The 15297-nt window shown below is 58.2% G+C and carries 15 protein-coding genes; 13 read left to right on the forward strand and 2 right to left on the reverse strand.

Annotation, left to right across the window (positions count from 1 at the left end; all coding sequences use genetic code 11):
• Window positions 1–241: 241 nt before the first annotated feature.
• The 11 genes from EBA31_RS01905 (at window position 242) to hpaC (ending at window position 11168) form a co-directional block, all read left to right on the forward strand.
• Complete coding sequence (locus EBA31_RS01905; protein ID WP_122077010.1) at window positions 242–874, forward strand: fumarylacetoacetate hydrolase family protein; 633 nt, start codon at window positions 242–244, stop codon at window positions 872–874.
• Complete coding sequence (locus tag EBA31_RS01910; protein WP_122077014.1) at window positions 871–1635, forward strand: fumarylacetoacetate hydrolase family protein; 765 nt, start codon at window positions 871–873, stop codon at window positions 1633–1635. The genes EBA31_RS01905 and EBA31_RS01910 overlap by 4 nt, the downstream gene beginning before the upstream one ends.
• Window positions 1632–3086, forward strand: a complete 1455-nt coding sequence (gene hpaE / locus EBA31_RS01915; RefSeq protein ID WP_046374571.1) for a 5-carboxymethyl-2-hydroxymuconate semialdehyde dehydrogenase — start codon at window positions 1632–1634, stop codon at window positions 3084–3086. Before EBA31_RS01910 ends, hpaE begins: the two co-directional genes overlap by 4 nt.
• Window positions 3087–3123: 37 nt before the next feature.
• A complete protein-coding gene (hpaD, locus tag EBA31_RS01920; protein WP_020825085.1) occupies window positions 3124–4197 on the forward strand; it encodes a 3,4-dihydroxyphenylacetate 2,3-dioxygenase in 1074 nt (357 codons plus the stop codon).
• Window positions 4198–4248: 51 nt separating this feature from the next.
• Entirely contained in the window at window positions 4249–4635 is a 387-nt protein-coding gene (locus EBA31_RS01925; protein WP_020825086.1) for a 5-carboxymethyl-2-hydroxymuconate Delta-isomerase, read from the forward strand.
• Window positions 4636–4645: 10 nt separating this feature from the next.
• On the forward strand, window positions 4646–5449 hold the full coding sequence (gene hpaH / locus EBA31_RS01930) for a 2-oxo-hept-4-ene-1,7-dioate hydratase (RefSeq protein WP_122077018.1): 804 nt from the start codon (window positions 4646–4648) through the stop codon (window positions 5447–5449).
• 46 nt (window positions 5450–5495) lie between these two features.
• The gene (gene hpaI / locus EBA31_RS01935) at window positions 5496–6290 is read left to right on the forward strand and encodes a 4-hydroxy-2-oxoheptanedioate aldolase (RefSeq protein ID WP_046375088.1); all 795 of its coding nucleotides are present in this window, start codon (window positions 5496–5498) and stop codon (window positions 6288–6290) included.
• 30 nt (window positions 6291–6320) lie between these two features.
• Complete coding sequence (hpaX, locus tag EBA31_RS01940; protein ID WP_116691327.1) at window positions 6321–7691, forward strand: 4-hydroxyphenylacetate permease; 1371 nt, start codon at window positions 6321–6323, stop codon at window positions 7689–7691.
• A gap of 157 nt (window positions 7692–7848) precedes the next feature.
• Window positions 7849–8757 (forward strand): 4-hydroxyphenylacetate catabolism regulatory protein HpaA, encoded by a 909-nt coding sequence (hpaA, locus tag EBA31_RS01945; protein ID WP_020825090.1) that lies wholly within the window; start codon window positions 7849–7851, stop codon window positions 8755–8757.
• 315 nt (window positions 8758–9072) lie between these two features.
• On the forward strand, window positions 9073–10635 hold the full coding sequence (gene hpaB, locus EBA31_RS01950; RefSeq protein ID WP_122077023.1) for a 4-hydroxyphenylacetate 3-monooxygenase, oxygenase component: 1563 nt from the start codon (window positions 9073–9075) through the stop codon (window positions 10633–10635).
• 17 nt (window positions 10636–10652) lie between these two features.
• Window positions 10653–11168, forward strand: a complete 516-nt coding sequence (gene hpaC, locus EBA31_RS01955) for a 4-hydroxyphenylacetate 3-monooxygenase, reductase component (protein ID WP_122077028.1) — start codon at window positions 10653–10655, stop codon at window positions 11166–11168.
• A gap of 37 nt (window positions 11169–11205) precedes the next feature.
• Here the strand turns inward: hpaC and ampH are convergent, their stop codons facing one another.
• Both ampH and EBA31_RS01965 read right to left on the reverse strand, forming a co-directional pair.
• Window positions 11206–12348, reverse strand: coding sequence for a D-alanyl-D-alanine-carboxypeptidase/endopeptidase AmpH (gene ampH / locus EBA31_RS01960; RefSeq protein WP_122077031.1), 1143 nt, complete (start codon window positions 12346–12348; stop codon window positions 11206–11208).
• 327 nt (window positions 12349–12675) lie between these two features.
• On the reverse strand, window positions 12676–13434 hold the full coding sequence (locus EBA31_RS01965) for a FadR/GntR family transcriptional regulator (RefSeq protein ID WP_020825094.1): 759 nt from the start codon (window positions 13432–13434) through the stop codon (window positions 12676–12678).
• A gap of 235 nt (window positions 13435–13669) precedes the next feature.
• Between EBA31_RS01965 and EBA31_RS01970 the strand changes: the two genes are divergently transcribed.
• A complete protein-coding gene (locus EBA31_RS01970) occupies window positions 13670–14410 on the forward strand; it encodes an SDR family oxidoreductase (RefSeq protein ID WP_020825095.1) in 741 nt (246 codons plus the stop codon).
• 38 nt (window positions 14411–14448) lie between these two features.
• Window positions 14449–15294 (forward strand): fumarylacetoacetate hydrolase family protein, encoded by an 846-nt coding sequence (locus tag EBA31_RS01975; RefSeq protein ID WP_122077035.1) that lies wholly within the window; start codon window positions 14449–14451, stop codon window positions 15292–15294.
• Window positions 15295–15297: the final 3 nt, after the last annotated feature.

Genomic DNA, 15297 nt, shown 5'->3' on the forward strand with positions numbered 1-15297 from the left:
TAATAGTAGCCAAGTTTACCCAGATGGATAAAGCGAAAACGCATCCGCAGCGGTAAAAATCACCTAAAAATGATTAATTCGTTGAATAATCACGCCAATGTTCATGGGTTGTGAATATTTTGTTATCACGATCACAAATCAATCCACCGGCGTTGCGTAAAAGCTGAACAGCGTATAAAAGTATTCATTAACATATTAATGAATGCCGAATTGCCCTGTTGTGTCATTGAAAGGAGTTTGCATGAAAGGCACCGTATTTTCCGTCGCGTTGAATCACCGCAGCCAGATAGACGCCTGGGATCAGGCGTTTCATCAGCCGCCGTATAAAACCCCGCCGAAGACCCCGGTGTGGTTTATCAAACCGCGCAATACCCACCTCGCCAACGGCGGGGCGATCCCGTTTCCTGCCGGTGAGCAAGTGCAAAGCGGCGCCACGCTGGCGGTAGTGATTGGCAACACCGCCCGTAAGGTGCCGGCCGAACGGGTCGCCGACTATCTGGTCGGTTATGCGCTGGCCAACGATATCAGCCTGCCGGAAAGCAGCTTTTACCGCCCGGCGATCAAGGCGAAATGCCGCGACGGTTTTTGCCCGTTGGGGGAGATCGGTTCATTGGTGACCACCGATGCGGTGGAGATCATCACCGAAATCAACGGGGTAGAGCAGGATCGCTGGTCGACGGCCGATTTGGTGCGTTCGGTGCCGGAACTGATCTCCGCCATCAGCGATTTTATTACCCTGCAGCCGGGCGACGCAGTGCTGATCGGCACGCCGCACCAGCGGGTGGAGATCAAACCTGGAGATGAAGTGAGGGTGCGTGCCGCCGGTTTGCCGACCCTGACCAACCGCGTAGTGCAGGCAGGAGAAACCGCATGAGACACGCCCGTATTCGCCATCATGGCCAAATTGTTAATGTCAGCGTCGACGAGCAACTGCGCGTGACGTTGCCGGACGGCACGGTGTTGCCAGAGCAGGACGTCGAGTGGTTGCCACCGGCGCAGGGCACGGTGTTTGCCCTGGGGCTGAACTATGCCGATCACGCCAGCGAGCTGGAATTCAAGGCCCCGGAAGAGCCGCTGGTGTTCCTCAAGGCGCCGAACACCCTGACCGGCCATCGGCAGGTTTCGGTACGTCCGGCCAACGTCGACTATATGCACTACGAAGCCGAGCTGGTGGCGGTGATCGGCAAGACGGCGCGTAACGTCAGCCGCGAAGATGCCATGGCATACGTGGCGGGCTACACGCTGTGCAACGACTACGCCATTCGCGACTATCTGGAAAACTATTACCGCCCGAATCTGCGGGTGAAAAGCCGCGATACCCTGACGCCGATTGGGCCGTACATCGTCGATCGTGACGATATCGCCGATCCGCACCGTCTGGCACTCAGCACCTACGTCAACGGCGTGCTGCGCCAGCGCGGCAGCACCGCCGACATGATTTTCGATATCCCCTACCTGATCAGTTACCTGAGTGAATTTATGACGCTGCAGCCGGGCGACATGATCGCCACCGGCACGCCGAAAGGGCTGGCCGACGTGCAGCCGGGCGATGAAGTGGTGGTGGAGATTGAGGGCATCGGCCGCCTGGTTAACCACATCATCAGTGAAAAAGATTACGAGGAAAGCCTGCGATGAAAACCATCAACCATTGGATTAACGGTAAAAACGTAGCCAGCAAAGAGTATTTCACTACCACCAACCCGGCCAACGGCGAGGTGCTGGCAGAGGTCGCTTCCGGCGGGCAGTTGGAGATCGATCAGGCGGTGGCTGCCGCCAAGGCTGCGTTCCCGAAATGGGCCAATACGCCAATGAAAGAGCGTGCTCGCCTGATGCGTCGTCTGGGCGAGCTGATTGACGAGAACGTGCCGCAGATTGCCGAGATGGAAACCGCCGACACCGGCCTGCCGATCCACCAAACCAAAAACGTGCTGATCCCGCGCGCTTCTCACAACTTCGAGTTCTTTGCCGAGATCTGCCAGCAGATGAACGGCCGTACCTATCCGGTGGACGACAAGATGCTCAACTACACGCTGATCCAGCCGGTGGGGGTGTGTGCGCTGGTGTCACCGTGGAACGTGCCTTTCATGACCGCAACCTGGAAGACCGCGCCTTGCCTGGCGCTGGGCAATACCGCGGTGCTGAAAATGTCCGAGCTGTCGCCGCTGACCGCCGATCGCCTGGGTGAACTGGCGCTGGAAGCCGGCATTCCGGCCGGGGTACTCAACGTGGTGCAGGGTTACGGCGCCACCGCCGGGGATGCGCTGGTGCGTCATAAGGACGTGCGTGCGGTGTCCTTTACCGGCGGCACCGCCACCGGACGCCGGATCATTGAAAACGCGGGCTTGAAGAAGTTTTCCATGGAGCTGGGCGGGAAATCGCCGGTACTGATTTTCGAAGATGCCGACATCGAACGTGCGCTGGACGCCGCGCTGTTCACCATTTTCTCGATCAACGGTGAACGCTGCACCGCCGGTTCGCGCATCTTTATTCAAGAGAGCATTTACCCGGAATTCGTCAAACGTTTTGCCGAGCGCGCCAACCGCCTGCGCGTAGGCGATCCGCAGGATCCCAACACGCAGGTTGGGGCGTTGATCAGCCAGCAGCACTGGGAAAAAGTGTCCGGCTATATCCGCCTCGGGCTGGAAGAAGGCGCCACCCTGTTGGCCGGTGGCCCGGACAAACCGGCTGGCCTCAGCCACGGCAACTTCCTGCGCCCAACGGTGCTGGCGGATGTCGACAATCGGATGCGCATCGCGCAGGAGGAGATTTTCGGGCCGGTGGCCTGCCTGCTGCCGTTCAAATCGGAAGAAGACGGCCTGCGCATGGCCAACGACGTGGAGTACGGCCTGGCGTCGTACATCTGGACGCAGGATGTGAGCAAGGTGCTGCGTCTGGCCCGCAATATTGAAGCGGGGATGGTTTTCGTCAATACCCAAAACGTACGCGATCTGCGTCAGCCGTTTGGCGGCGTGAAATCTTCCGGCACCGGCCGCGAGGGCGGGGAATACAGCTTTGAAGTGTTCGCCGAGATGAAGAACGTGTGCATTTCCATGGGTGACCACCCGATCCCGCGCTGGGGCGTTTAAGCCTCAAACCATAATAAAAAAGAAGGAGATGAGAACAATGACGACCAAACTTACCACCGATGCTGTCCCTGCTCCCGATGTTGTGCGCTGCGCCTATATGGAAATTCAGGTCACCAACCTTAAAGCCGCGCGCGAATTCTACGTCGATATCCTGGGTCTGGTTGTGACCGCCGAGGACGAGAAAACCCTCTATCTGCGGTCGATGGAAGAGTTTATCCACCATAATCTGGTGCTGCGTGAAGGACCGGTGGCTGCCGTTGCGGCCTTTGCCTTCCGGGTGCGTACGCCGGAAGACGTCGATCGGGCTGAAGCCTATTTCAAAGCGCTGGGTTGTCGTACCGAACGTCGGGTGAATGGCTTCGCCAAAGGCATTGGCGATTCGGTGCGGGTAGAGGATCCGCTCGGCTTCCCGTACGAATTCTTCTACGACGTGCAGCACGTCGAGCGTCTGGCCTGGCGTTACGATCTCTACACGCCAGGGGCGCTGGTACGTCTCGACCACTTTAACCAGATCACGCCCGATGTTCCGCGTGCGGTGGAATACATCCAGGGCCTGGGGTTCCGCGTGACGGAAGATATCCGGGATGAAAATGGCGTGGTTTACGCCGCCTGGATGCGCCGCAAAGCCACGGTGCACGACACCGCGATGACCGGCGGCGCCGGGCCGCGTATGCACCATATTGCGTTCGCCACCCATGAAAAGCACAACATTCTGGCCATCTGCGACAAGCTCGGCGCACTGCGTAAATCCGATTTGATCGAACGTGGTCCAGGCCGCCACGGCGTCTCTAACGCCTTCTATCTCTATCTGCGCGATCCCGATGGCCATCGCGTAGAAATCTATACCCAGGATTACTACACCGGCGATCCTGACAACCCGACCGTGAGCTGGGATGTGCACGATAACCAGCGCCGCGACTGGTGGGGCAACCCGGTAGTGCCAAGCTGGTACACCGAGGGGTCACTGGTGCTCGATCTCGATGGCCAGCCGCAGCCGGTTATCGAACGCAACGCGCCAAGCGAAATGGCCGTCACCATTGGCGCGGATGGTTTTTCCTATACCCGTCAAGGCGATACAGAGAAAGGCTTTAAGCTCGGTAACACCCTGTAGCCCCCAACGCGCGGACAGGCGTTCGCGCAAATTCGTTTCCCGGAGATTGCTATGCCGCATTTTTATGCTGAATGCACCAATAACATCCGCGAAGAAGCCGAGCTCCCCGCGTTGTTCGCCAAGGTCAATCAGGCACTGGCGGACACCGGTATTTTTCCGCTGGCCGGAGTGCGCAGCCGCGCTATCTGGCTGGATACCTGGCAGATGGCCGACGGTAAGCACGATTACGCCTTCGTGCATATGACATTGAAGATTGGTCACGGCCGCAGCCTGGAAAGTCGTGAACAGGTGGGCGAGATGCTGTTTGCGCTGATCAAAGAACATTTTGCCGCGCTGATGGCCAGGCGCTATCTGGCGCTGTCCTTCACGATGGAAGAGCTGGATCCGGTGCTGAACTACAAGCAAAACAATGTCCACGCGCTATTTCGCCAAGGCTAAGGGGCCGTCAATGTTGAATAAAGAGCTGGTTAGTCATGCCGTGCAGCGCTTGCATCAGGCGGAGCAAAACCGCGAGCAGATCCGCGCGCTGTCGCTGGATCATCCCGAGATCACCATTGAAGACGCTTACGCCATTCAGCGCCAGTGGGTAGAGCTGAAGATCGCCGAAGGGCGCAAACTCAAGGGCCATAAAATCGGCCTGACGTCGCGCGCCATGCAGGTCAGCTCCCAGATCTCCGAGCCGGATTACGGCGCGCTGCTGGACGACATGTTTTTCAACGATGGCAGCGATATTACCATCGACCGTTTTATCGTGCCGCGCGTCGAGGTGGAGCTGGCCTTCGTGCTCGCCAAGCCGCTGCGCGGGCCAAACTGCACGCTGTTCGACGTTTATAACGCCACCGATTACATCATTCCGGCCCTGGAGATCATCGATGCGCGCAGCCATAACGTGGATCCCGAAACTCAGCGCCCGCGCAAGGTGTTCGACACCATTTCCGACAATGCCGCCAATGCCGGGGTGGTGATGGGCGGGCGGCCGATCAAACCGGACGCGTTGGATCTGCGTTGGATCAGCGCGTTGCTGTACCGCAACGGCGTGATTGAAGAGTCTGGCGTGGCGGCAGCGGTGCTGAACCATCCGGCCAACGGCGTGGCCTGGCTGGCCAACAAACTCTTCCCGTACGACGTAGAGCTGGAAGCCGGGCAGGTGATCCTCGGCGGTTCCTTCACCCGACCGGTTGCCGCCCGACGTGGCGACACCTTCCATGCGGATTATGGCCCGATGGGCTGCATCAGCTGTCGCTTTGTCTGATCGGCCCTTTCCCTGTGGGAGAGTGGAAAAACCAATGGAGAACACCATGTTAACCAACCCTTTCAAGCAGGCGTTGCAGGAAAAACGCCCGCAGATTGGCCTGTGGCTGGGGCTGTGCAGCAGCTACAGCGCAGAAATGCTGGCCGGGGCCGGTTTCGACTGGCTGCTGATCGATGGCGAACACGCGCCCAACAACGTACAAACGGTATTGGGCCAGCTGCAGGCCATCGCGCCTTATCCGAGTCATCCAGTGGTGCGTCCGGCATGGAATGATCCGGTGATGATCAAGCAACTGTTGGACGTCGGTGCGCAGACGCTGCTGATCCCGATGATCCAGAACGCAGAACAGGCGCGTGACGCGGTGCGAGCCACCCGTTATCCGCCGCATGGCATACGCGGCGTTGGCAGTGCGCTGGCTCGTGCTTCCCGCTGGAACAGGGTGCCGAATTACCTGCAACAGGCCGACGCGCAGATGTGCGTACTGGTGCAAATCGAAACCCGTGAGGCGGTGAAAAACCTGGATGCCATCCTGCAGGTGGAAGGGGTCGACGGGGTATTTATCGGCCCGGCGGATCTCAGTGCCGACATGGGTTTTTCCGGCAATCCACAGCAGCCGGAAGTGCAGCGCACCATCGACGACGCTATAGCGCGCATCAGCGCCGCCGGTAAGGCAGCAGGCATTCTGACGGCCAACCCGGAACTGGCGCAGCACTATCTGGCGTCCGGCGCGCTGTTTGTCGCAGTAGGGGTGGATACCACCCTGCTGTCGCGAGCGGCGGAATCTTTGGCCAGCCGCTTTAAACAAGAGCGGCCGCCCGTACAGTCCCCGAGCGTTTATTAGGTTGCAGGCCGCCATCTTATTGGAGACACAATGAGCAACGTCGATTCGCTGCCGCCGGTCAACCCGGCGCAGCAACATAAAGCGTTAACCGCCGCCGAGCAATCGGTGATTAAAAAGTTATTTCGGCGACTGATTATTTTCCTGTTTGTGCTGTTTGTTTTCTCTTTCCTCGACCGCATCAACATCGGTTTCGCCGGGCTGACGATGGGCAAGGATCTGGGCCTGAGCTCGACCATGTTCGGCCTGGCGGCAACCTTGTTCTACGTCACCTATGTGATCTTCGGCATTCCGAGCAATATCATGCTGGGGATCGTCGGCGCGCGACGCTGGATCGCCACCATCATGGTGCTGTGGGGCATCGCCTCGACCTGCACGCTGTTCGCCACCGGGCCGACCAGCCTGTACCTATTGCGGATGATCGTAGGTATTACCGAGGCCGGTTTTCTGCCGGGGATTCTGGTGTATCTCACCTATTGGTTCCCGGCTTTTTACCGCGCTCGCGCCAACGCGCTGTTTATGATCGCCATGCCGGTAACCATGGCGATTGGCTCGTTGGTGTCCGGCTATATTCTGGCGCTGGACGGGCTGATGAACCTCAAAGGGTGGCAATGGCTGTTCCTGTTGGAGGGCATTCCTTCGGTGCTGTTGGGCGTGGTGGTGTGGTTCTACCTCGACGATACTCCTGCCAAGGCCAAATGGCTGACCGACGAGGAAAAGGCCAGTCTGAAGGCGATGATGGAGGCGGACAAACTGCAACTGGTGCAGCCCAATGGGCCGGGCAGCCATCGGGCATTGCAACAGCGCAGCCTGTGGCGGGAAATCTTCACGCCGATCGTGCTGATGTATACCCTGGCTTATTTCTGTCTGACCAACACCCTGAGCGCCATCAATATCTGGACGCCGCAGATCCTGCAGAGCTTCAACCAGAGCAGTAGCAACATTGTGATCGGTATTCTGGCGGCGATCCCGCAAGTCTGTACCATCGCCGGCATGGTGTGGTGGAGTAAGAGATCGGATCGGCTGCAAGAACGCAAACACCATACCGCACTGCCGTACCTGTTTGCCGCTGCCGGATGGCTGCTGGCGTCGGCCACCGATCACAGCATGATCCAGCTGCTGGGGATCGTGATGGCGTCGGTGGGGTCGTTCACGGCGATGGCTATCTTCTGGACTACGCCGGATCAGTCCATCAGCCTCGAGGCGAGGGCGATTGGGATCGCGGTGATCAATGCCACCGGCAATATCGGATCGGCGGTCAGCCCGGTATTGATCGGCTGGTTTAAGGATCTGACCGGCAGCTTTAACTCTGGGCTGTATTTCGTTTCGGCGTTGTTGGTCATCGGTGCCGTGATCGTGTGGCGGATCCCGATGCAAGGCTCGCGTCCACGGGCCACGCCATAAGCCTGATATTAGGCTATTTTACTTGCCATTTTGGCCTAGGGCAGTGCTCGGACCCCTTACGTACTGCGTGTACGCTCGGGTCCCTGCGCGCTGTCCATGGCCAAACTGTCTGCGACAATGACGCCTAATAAAAGGCTTATCACTGATCTCATCGCTGATGGAGGATGATGTGCAGAAAAGTACCGGTTTTATCGCCAATATCGATATCTGCAAAGAGTACGATGCGCGTTACGCCACCGACGAAGTGCACTATGAAACCTTCGCCGGACTGGCGGCGTTTTTTGGCCGCGATATGCAGGTGCATTGGCACGATCGGTTTTTCCAGATGCATTTTCTGGAGACCGGCAAGATAGAGCTGCAGCTGGACAGCCAGCACTATTCGGTGCAGGCACCGCTGTTCATCCTGACGCCGCCCTCGGTACCCCATGCGTTTTTCACCGAACCGGACAGCGACGGCCACGTGCTGACGGTACGCCAGGAGCTGATTTGGCCTTTGCTGGAGCGCCTCTACCCTGGCAGCAATCTGGCGTTGGACATGCCGGGCATTTGCCTTTCACTGGCGGATGCACCGCAGGAATTGACCGCGCTTAGCCATTACTGGGCGCTGATCCGGCGTGAGTTCAGCCAGAGGTTGGTGGGCCGCGAACAGACGCTGGTGCTATTGGCGCAGGCGGTGTTTACCCTGCTGTTGCGCAATACCACGCTGGAGGATACCGCCACCAGCGGCGTGCGGGGTGAGCTGAAACTGTTCCAGCGTTTCAACAAGATGGTGGACGAACGTTTTCGCGATCACCTGGCGGTGCCGGACTATGCTCAGGCGCTCGGCGTCACCGAATCGCGGCTCAACGATTTGTGCCGACGGTTTGCCAATCAGCCCCCCAAACGTTTGATCTTCGATCGCCTGCTGCGCGAAGCCAAGCGCATGCTGCTATTCAGCGCCTGTACGGTGCATGAAACCGCCTATAGCCTGGGCTTTAAGGATCCGGCCTATTTCGCGCGTTTCTTCAATCGTCTGGAAGGCTGTTCACCCTCGACCTACCGCGCCGCGCAGCATCCCCTTTCATAACGGCGGAACACCGTCTGGATCACAATTCGCGGCGATTGTGGCCAACCCGCCTGAAAAGTACCGGCGTTTGCCGCAAAAGTCTCTTCTCGAAACCGGCCCTGGAAGCTTCAATTAAGCAACCAAAAGAAAACATTTTATTAACAATGAAATGTTCAAACGATATTAGTGCTAGCCAAAATAGTTGGAGTTGCAGCAAGGCGACCAGTGAACGCATCCCGATGAGCTGACTTTGGTCAGTGATTCGGGTGAGGGAGCGCAGTCAACACCGCGGCAACTGCAAATATGAAGGATACGGCCGATTACGAGGAATGCTTAATGAAACCTGAAGACTTTCGTGCTGACAACAAACGCCCGTTCACCGGTGCCGAATACCTGAAAAGTTTGCAGGACGGCCGTGAGATTTATATCTACGGCGAACGAGTGAAAGATGTCACCACTCACCCGGCATTCCGTAATGCAGCGGCTTCTGTCGGTCAACTGTACGACGCGCTGCACGATCCGATCAGCCAGGATCGCCTGTGCTGGAACACCGATACCGGCAACGGCGGTTACACTCACAAATTCTTCCGCTACGCCCGCAGCCCGGAAGAGATGCGTCAGCAGCGTGATGCCATCGCCGACTGGTCGCGCCAGAGTTACGGTTGGATGGGGCGCACCCCGGACTACAAAGCAGCCTTCGGGTGTGCGCTGGGGGCTTATCCCGAGTTTTATGGTCAGTTCGCCGATAACGCGCGCCACTGGTACAAACGCATTCAGGAAACCGGCCTGTACTTTAACCACGCTATCGTTAACCCACCGATTGACCGCCACAAGCCGGTCAACGAAGTGAAAGACGTTTACATTCAGGTGGAGAAAGAGACCGACGCGGGCATTATCGTCAGCGGGGCCAAGGTGGTGGCAACCAACTCGGCGCTGACCCACTATAACTTTATCGGTTTTGGTTCTGCCCAGGTGATGGGGGATAACCCGGACTTCGCGTTGATGTTTGTGGCGCCGATGGATGCCGAAGGGGTGAAGCTGATTTCTCGCGCCTCTTATGAGCTGGTGGCGGGCGCAACGGGATCCCCGTTCGATTATCCGCTTTCGAGCCGTTTCGATGAGAACGATGCGATCCTGATTATGGATCATGTGCTGATCCCGTGGGAAAACGTGCTGATCTACCGCGATTTCGATCGTTGTCGTCGCTGGAGCACGCAAGGGGGCTTCGCTCGTCTGTTCCCGCTGCAGGCCTGTGTGCGCCTGGCGGTGAAGATGGACTTTATCACCGCGCTGCTGCAAAAAAGCCTGTCCTGTACCGGCGTGCTGGAGTTCCGTGGCGTACAGGCCGATCTTGGCGAAGTGGTAGCCTGGCGCAATATGTTCTGGTCACTGAGCGATGCGATGTGCGCCGAGGCCACCCAATGGGAAAACGGCGCTTATCTGCCGGATTCCACCGCGATGCAAACTTACCGCGTGATGGCACCAATGGCCTACACCAAGGTGAAGCACATTATCGAAAAGAACGTCACCAGCGGTTTGATTTATCTGCCGTCCAGCGTGCGCGACATGAATAACCCGGAGATCGATAAATACCTGGCTCGTTACGTGCGCGGATCCGACGGTATGGATCACGTTGAACGCATCAAGATCCTCAAGCTGATGTGGGATGCGATCGGCAGCGAATTCGGCGGTCGCCACGAGCTGTATGAGATCAACTACGCCGGCAGCCAGGATGAGATCCGCCTGCAGTGTCTGCGCAACGCACAGGGATCCGGCGCCATGAACCAGATGATGGAGATGGTCGACAAATGCCTGTCCGACTACGACCAGCACGGTTGGAAAGTGCCGCATCTGCATAATAATGGTGACATTAATCAGCTGGATAACTTGCTCAAGTGATCCTGAAGGAGGGGTGTATGTCTCAGGAAAATGAACACCGTTTGCTGTTTCGCGACGCGATGGCCAGCCTGTCCGCTGCGGTGAATATCGTCACTACCGACGGTCCTGCGGGGCGCTGCGGCATTACCGCCACCGCCGTGTGCTCGGTGACCGATACGCCGCCGACGCTGCTGGTTTGCATTAACCGCAACAGCGCGATGAACCCGGTTTTCCAGGCGAATCAGCGTCTGTGCGTTAACGTATTGAACCATGAGCAGGAGCTGATGGCGCGCCACTTCGCCGGTATGACCGAACTCAGCATGGAGGATCGTTTCCGTCTGGAGGAGTGGCAAAACGGCGCACTGGATCAGCCGGTGTTGCGTAACACGCTGGCCAGTCTGGAAGGGGAGATCGAGCAGATCCAGAGTATTGGCACCCATCAGGTTTATCTGGTGCAGATCCGCCAGATCCGGGTGAGTGCGGGCGGTAACGGCCTGATCTACTTCAAACGCAACTTCCATCCGGTGATGCACAAGATGGCGGCGTTAGTCTGAAAACGGCGGGGCGCACGGGCTGCGCCCCGTTACGGCATTAGCTTTTGTTGGTCGCCAACTCGGCGACCAGCCGGTTAACCGGATCGCTCATGTTGGTGAATTTACTCAGTTCCGAGCGGGTTACCACCACAAATACCCCAACGTTTTTCTGCGGGATCATCGCCATATAGGTGATAAAGCCACCGCCACCGCCGGTTTTCTGAATAATCCCCGGCAGTTCGCCGTTCGGCGCCATATACACCCATCCCAATCCCAGGGCGCTGGCTTCACCCGGCACATCCATCCCTTTGAGCGAAACCAGATCGTTACGCTGGAAGTACATGGTCTGCTCACTGGCCGCGGTTGATTTGCGTGGGCCGGAGACGTTGGAAGTGAGGAACTGTTGCATCCAGCGCTGCATATCGCGTGGGGTAGAGTAAACGCCGCCGCTGCCGGCCGCGGCCGTGGTATCGCGGCAGGCGCTAGGGCCGGCTGAGGCAACCATCAGCCGTGAGCACTGCTCGGCACTGGGGGTCAGGGTGGTGTCGACCATACCGAGCGGCGCGGTGATTTTTTCTTTCAGCAGGGCGCTGTAAGGTTTACCCGCCGCCCGTGACAGCGCATCCGCCAGCAGGTCATACGCCAGGTTGGAATAAGAGGCACGTACGCCCGGCGGTACCGTCACGTTGGCATGCTCCAGCCACTGCCAGCGCTGTGCTTTGGTCGGCCAGGTGAACACCGGCGTTTTAGGCGGTTTCTTGCCCGGTTGCTCACGCGGCAGTGCGCTGGTGTGGGTGGCCAGGTTCAGCAAGGTGATCGGCTGGCGAGCGTTATAAGCCGGTACGTAGGCACCGGACGGGGCGTATTTGCGCAGCGGATCGGTGAGCTTGACCCGGCCTTCCGCCGCCATTTTTACCATCACTTCGCTGGTCATCAGCTTGGTGATCGAGGCGATGCGGATCAGAGAATCCGGGCGCGGACGCAGGTTGTTACCGGGTTTGGTGTCGCCAAAACTGCGGTTAACCACCTGATTGCCGTCGATCACCACCAGCGCCATGCCGGTGGCGCCGCTGTTGTAGAAAATGTGCTCGGCATATTGGTCGACGATTTGCGAAGCCAGCTGCGGGGCGGCGGCCTGCGCGGCCAGCGGCGTGGCACACAGGCTCAGCGCCAGCAATGAAGCGGAGAAAGAGTTCTTCAACGATGGTTATCCATTTTAAAAGGCAGCAGTGAAAGGGCCTATACCCGTCGTCTTTCAAGCCGCAGCGTTCAAATCCGTTTCCGACAGATTTGTCACTCACCCCAGTTACTCTAGGGGGCGAATATATTCGCCCCGATTAATGCGGGCGCCGCATGCGGCGCCCCTACAAAAGCTGGGGATGAGCGAGCAGGTCGCCTAGCTGCAACTTGAAAGCCATAGGGTGCAATGCAATATGCTGTCAGTGTAATGTGCCTGAGCCTTGGCTGCATGTGGAAAAAAGGCGGTTTGAGAAAAAATTTCTCACCGCCCTGATGCCGACCAATCGTCCTACTGCGCGCGGGCGAAAATGGCGATCACTTCGTCCAGATGCGCTTTCATCGCCTTGCGTGCGCCACGCACGTCACGCGCCTCGATAGCGGCCAGAATTTCCCGGTGTTCCTGCTCGGAACGGTGCGGCATGTCATCCGGCGTATAGTGACGCTGAAGTACGCGGAACATGCTGCCGTAGCGGTGGCCGAGCAGGTGGCCGATGATAAAGGCATAAGCTGGGTTGCCGCTGGCCTGGGCGATGCGGATATGGAACAGCCGATCGCCGGGATGGGTGGCCGATCCCGCGCGGTTATCACGGCAGTTTTGCTCGTAGGCCTCACGGATGCCCGCCAGTTCCTGATCGGTGGCGTGCCGTGCTGCCAATGCCGCCGTTTCGGGTTCGATCAACAGGCGGGTTTGCAGCAGTGAGAACGGCGGCAGCTCGGCGTTAAAATCCAGCTCGATATTCAATTCATCATCGATTTCTGCCCACTGATCCCGGCCGGCCTGGGCCATCACCGGCTCTTGCGATGTCATCACCGGCGTTTGCGCCCGGACGATCACCCCGTTGCCGACTTTGACATCCACCAGGCCAATCACTTCCAGCGCGATTAGCGCCTCTCGAACGGAGGCCCGGCTAACCTGTAACTGCTGGGCCAGATCGCGTTCGGAGGGCAGGCGGCTGCCGGGAGGAAATTCATTGTTATCGATAAGCCGTTTCAATTGGTCGGCTATCTGTCTGTAAATACGAGGGTTTTCCAGTCGGGTGATCGGCATTTTTTACCTTGGCCTTTTCCGTGTTAAGTGATTCAGCGCACAGTTATTAGTCAAACCGCTTGAGTAATCGTTATTCAAGTGTAAAAAATTGGTTAATCAAAAAGCTGTTTCAAGTGTATCTCATAACATTCTCACCAAACCATAACGCGTAAAGCGTCTTTTGTCATGTTAAAGGCCTGACCTTTAATCGCCCTGAGTGGCCTGACCATTAGACCTTTAAGCCAAGGGAGCGAAAATGAATTTAACCGGAAAACGCGTGCTGATCACCGCCGCCGGCCAGGGGATTGGCTTCAGTACCGCCAAACTTTTTGCTGAGGCAGGCGCGCAAGTCATTGCCACCGACATCAACACCGAGCAACTGCAGGGTTTGCCCGGCATCGAGCCAATGACGCTTAACGTCACCGATGCCGCGGCGATTGCGGCAGCGGCGGAAAGCCTTGGTCCGATCGACGTGCTGTTCAACTGCGCCGGCGTGGTACACAGCGGATCAATCCTGGAGTGCAGTGAGGATCAGTGGGCATTTGCGCTGGATCTGAATGTGACCGCGATGTACCGCATGATCCGCGCCTTTCTGCCCGGCATGCTGGCACGAAAAAACGGGTCGATTATCAATATGTCCTCGGTGGCTTCCAGCGTGAAAGGAGTGCCTAACCGCTTTGCCTACAGCGCCACCAAGGCGGCGGTAATCGGCCTGACGCGTTCGGTGGCGGCGGATTACGTCACTCAGGGCATCCGTTGCAACGCCATTTGCCCCGGTACGGTGGAGTCGCCTTCGCTGCGGCAGCGCATCGCCGAGCAGGCGCGTGAGCAGGGACGCAGCGAAGAAGAGGTGTACCAGGCGTTTGTGGCTCGTCAACCGATTGGCCGTATCGGCACCACCGGCGAGATCGCCCAATTGGCGCTGTATCTGGCCTCCGACGCCAGCTCCTACACCACAGGGACCGTACAGATTATCGATGGCGGCTGGAGCAACTGAGGCCAGGCGCTTTGGAACATTTTTAGAGTGAGGACATCATGAAACTTTTACGTTACGGCGCACCGGGACAGGAACGCCCAGGAATATTGGATCCGCACGGGCAGATCCGCGATCTGTCGCAGCATATTGCCGACCTGAGCGGAGATGCGTTGCTGCCGGCGGCCTTGGACAAACTGCGTGCACTGGACATCAACCAACTGCCGCGGGTGGAAGGACAACCGCGACTGGGGCCGTGCGTGGGCCACATCGGCAAATTTATCTGCATTGGCCTCAATTATGCCGACCATGCGGCGGAAACCGGCGCGGCGATCCCCTCCGAGCCGGTAGTGTTCAACAAATGGACCAGCGCGGTGGTCGGGCCGAACGATGAGGTACAAATCCCGCGTGACTCGCTTAAAACGGACTGGGAAGTGGAGCTGGGCGTGATTATTGGCCAGGGCGGACGCTACATCAGCGAACAGGACGCGATGCACCACGTCGCCGGTTACTGCGTGATTAACGACGTTTCGGAGCGTGAATTCCAGATTGAACGCGGCGGTACCTGGGACAAAGGCAAAGGCTGCGACACCTTTGGCCCCACCGGCCCCTGGCTGGTGACCGCCGACGAAATTGCCGATCCTCATAGCCTGAACCTGTGGCTGGAGGTGGACGGCAAGCGTTATCAGGACGGCAACACCAGCACCATGATCTTCCGCATTCCGCAAATTATCAGTTACCTGAGCCGTTTTATGAGCCTGCAACCGGGCGATGTGATCTCGACCGGTACGCCACCGGGCGTCGGCATGGGGCAGAAACCCACGCCTCTCTACCTGAAAGCCGGACAGACGATGCGGCTGGGTATCGAGGGATTGGGTGAACAGCGTCAAACAACCGTACAGGCCTGATGG

The organism is Serratia sp. P2ACOL2 (assembly GCF_003691565.1).
GTDB classification, from domain to species: domain Bacteria; phylum Pseudomonadota; class Gammaproteobacteria; order Enterobacterales; family Enterobacteriaceae; genus Serratia; species Serratia liquefaciens.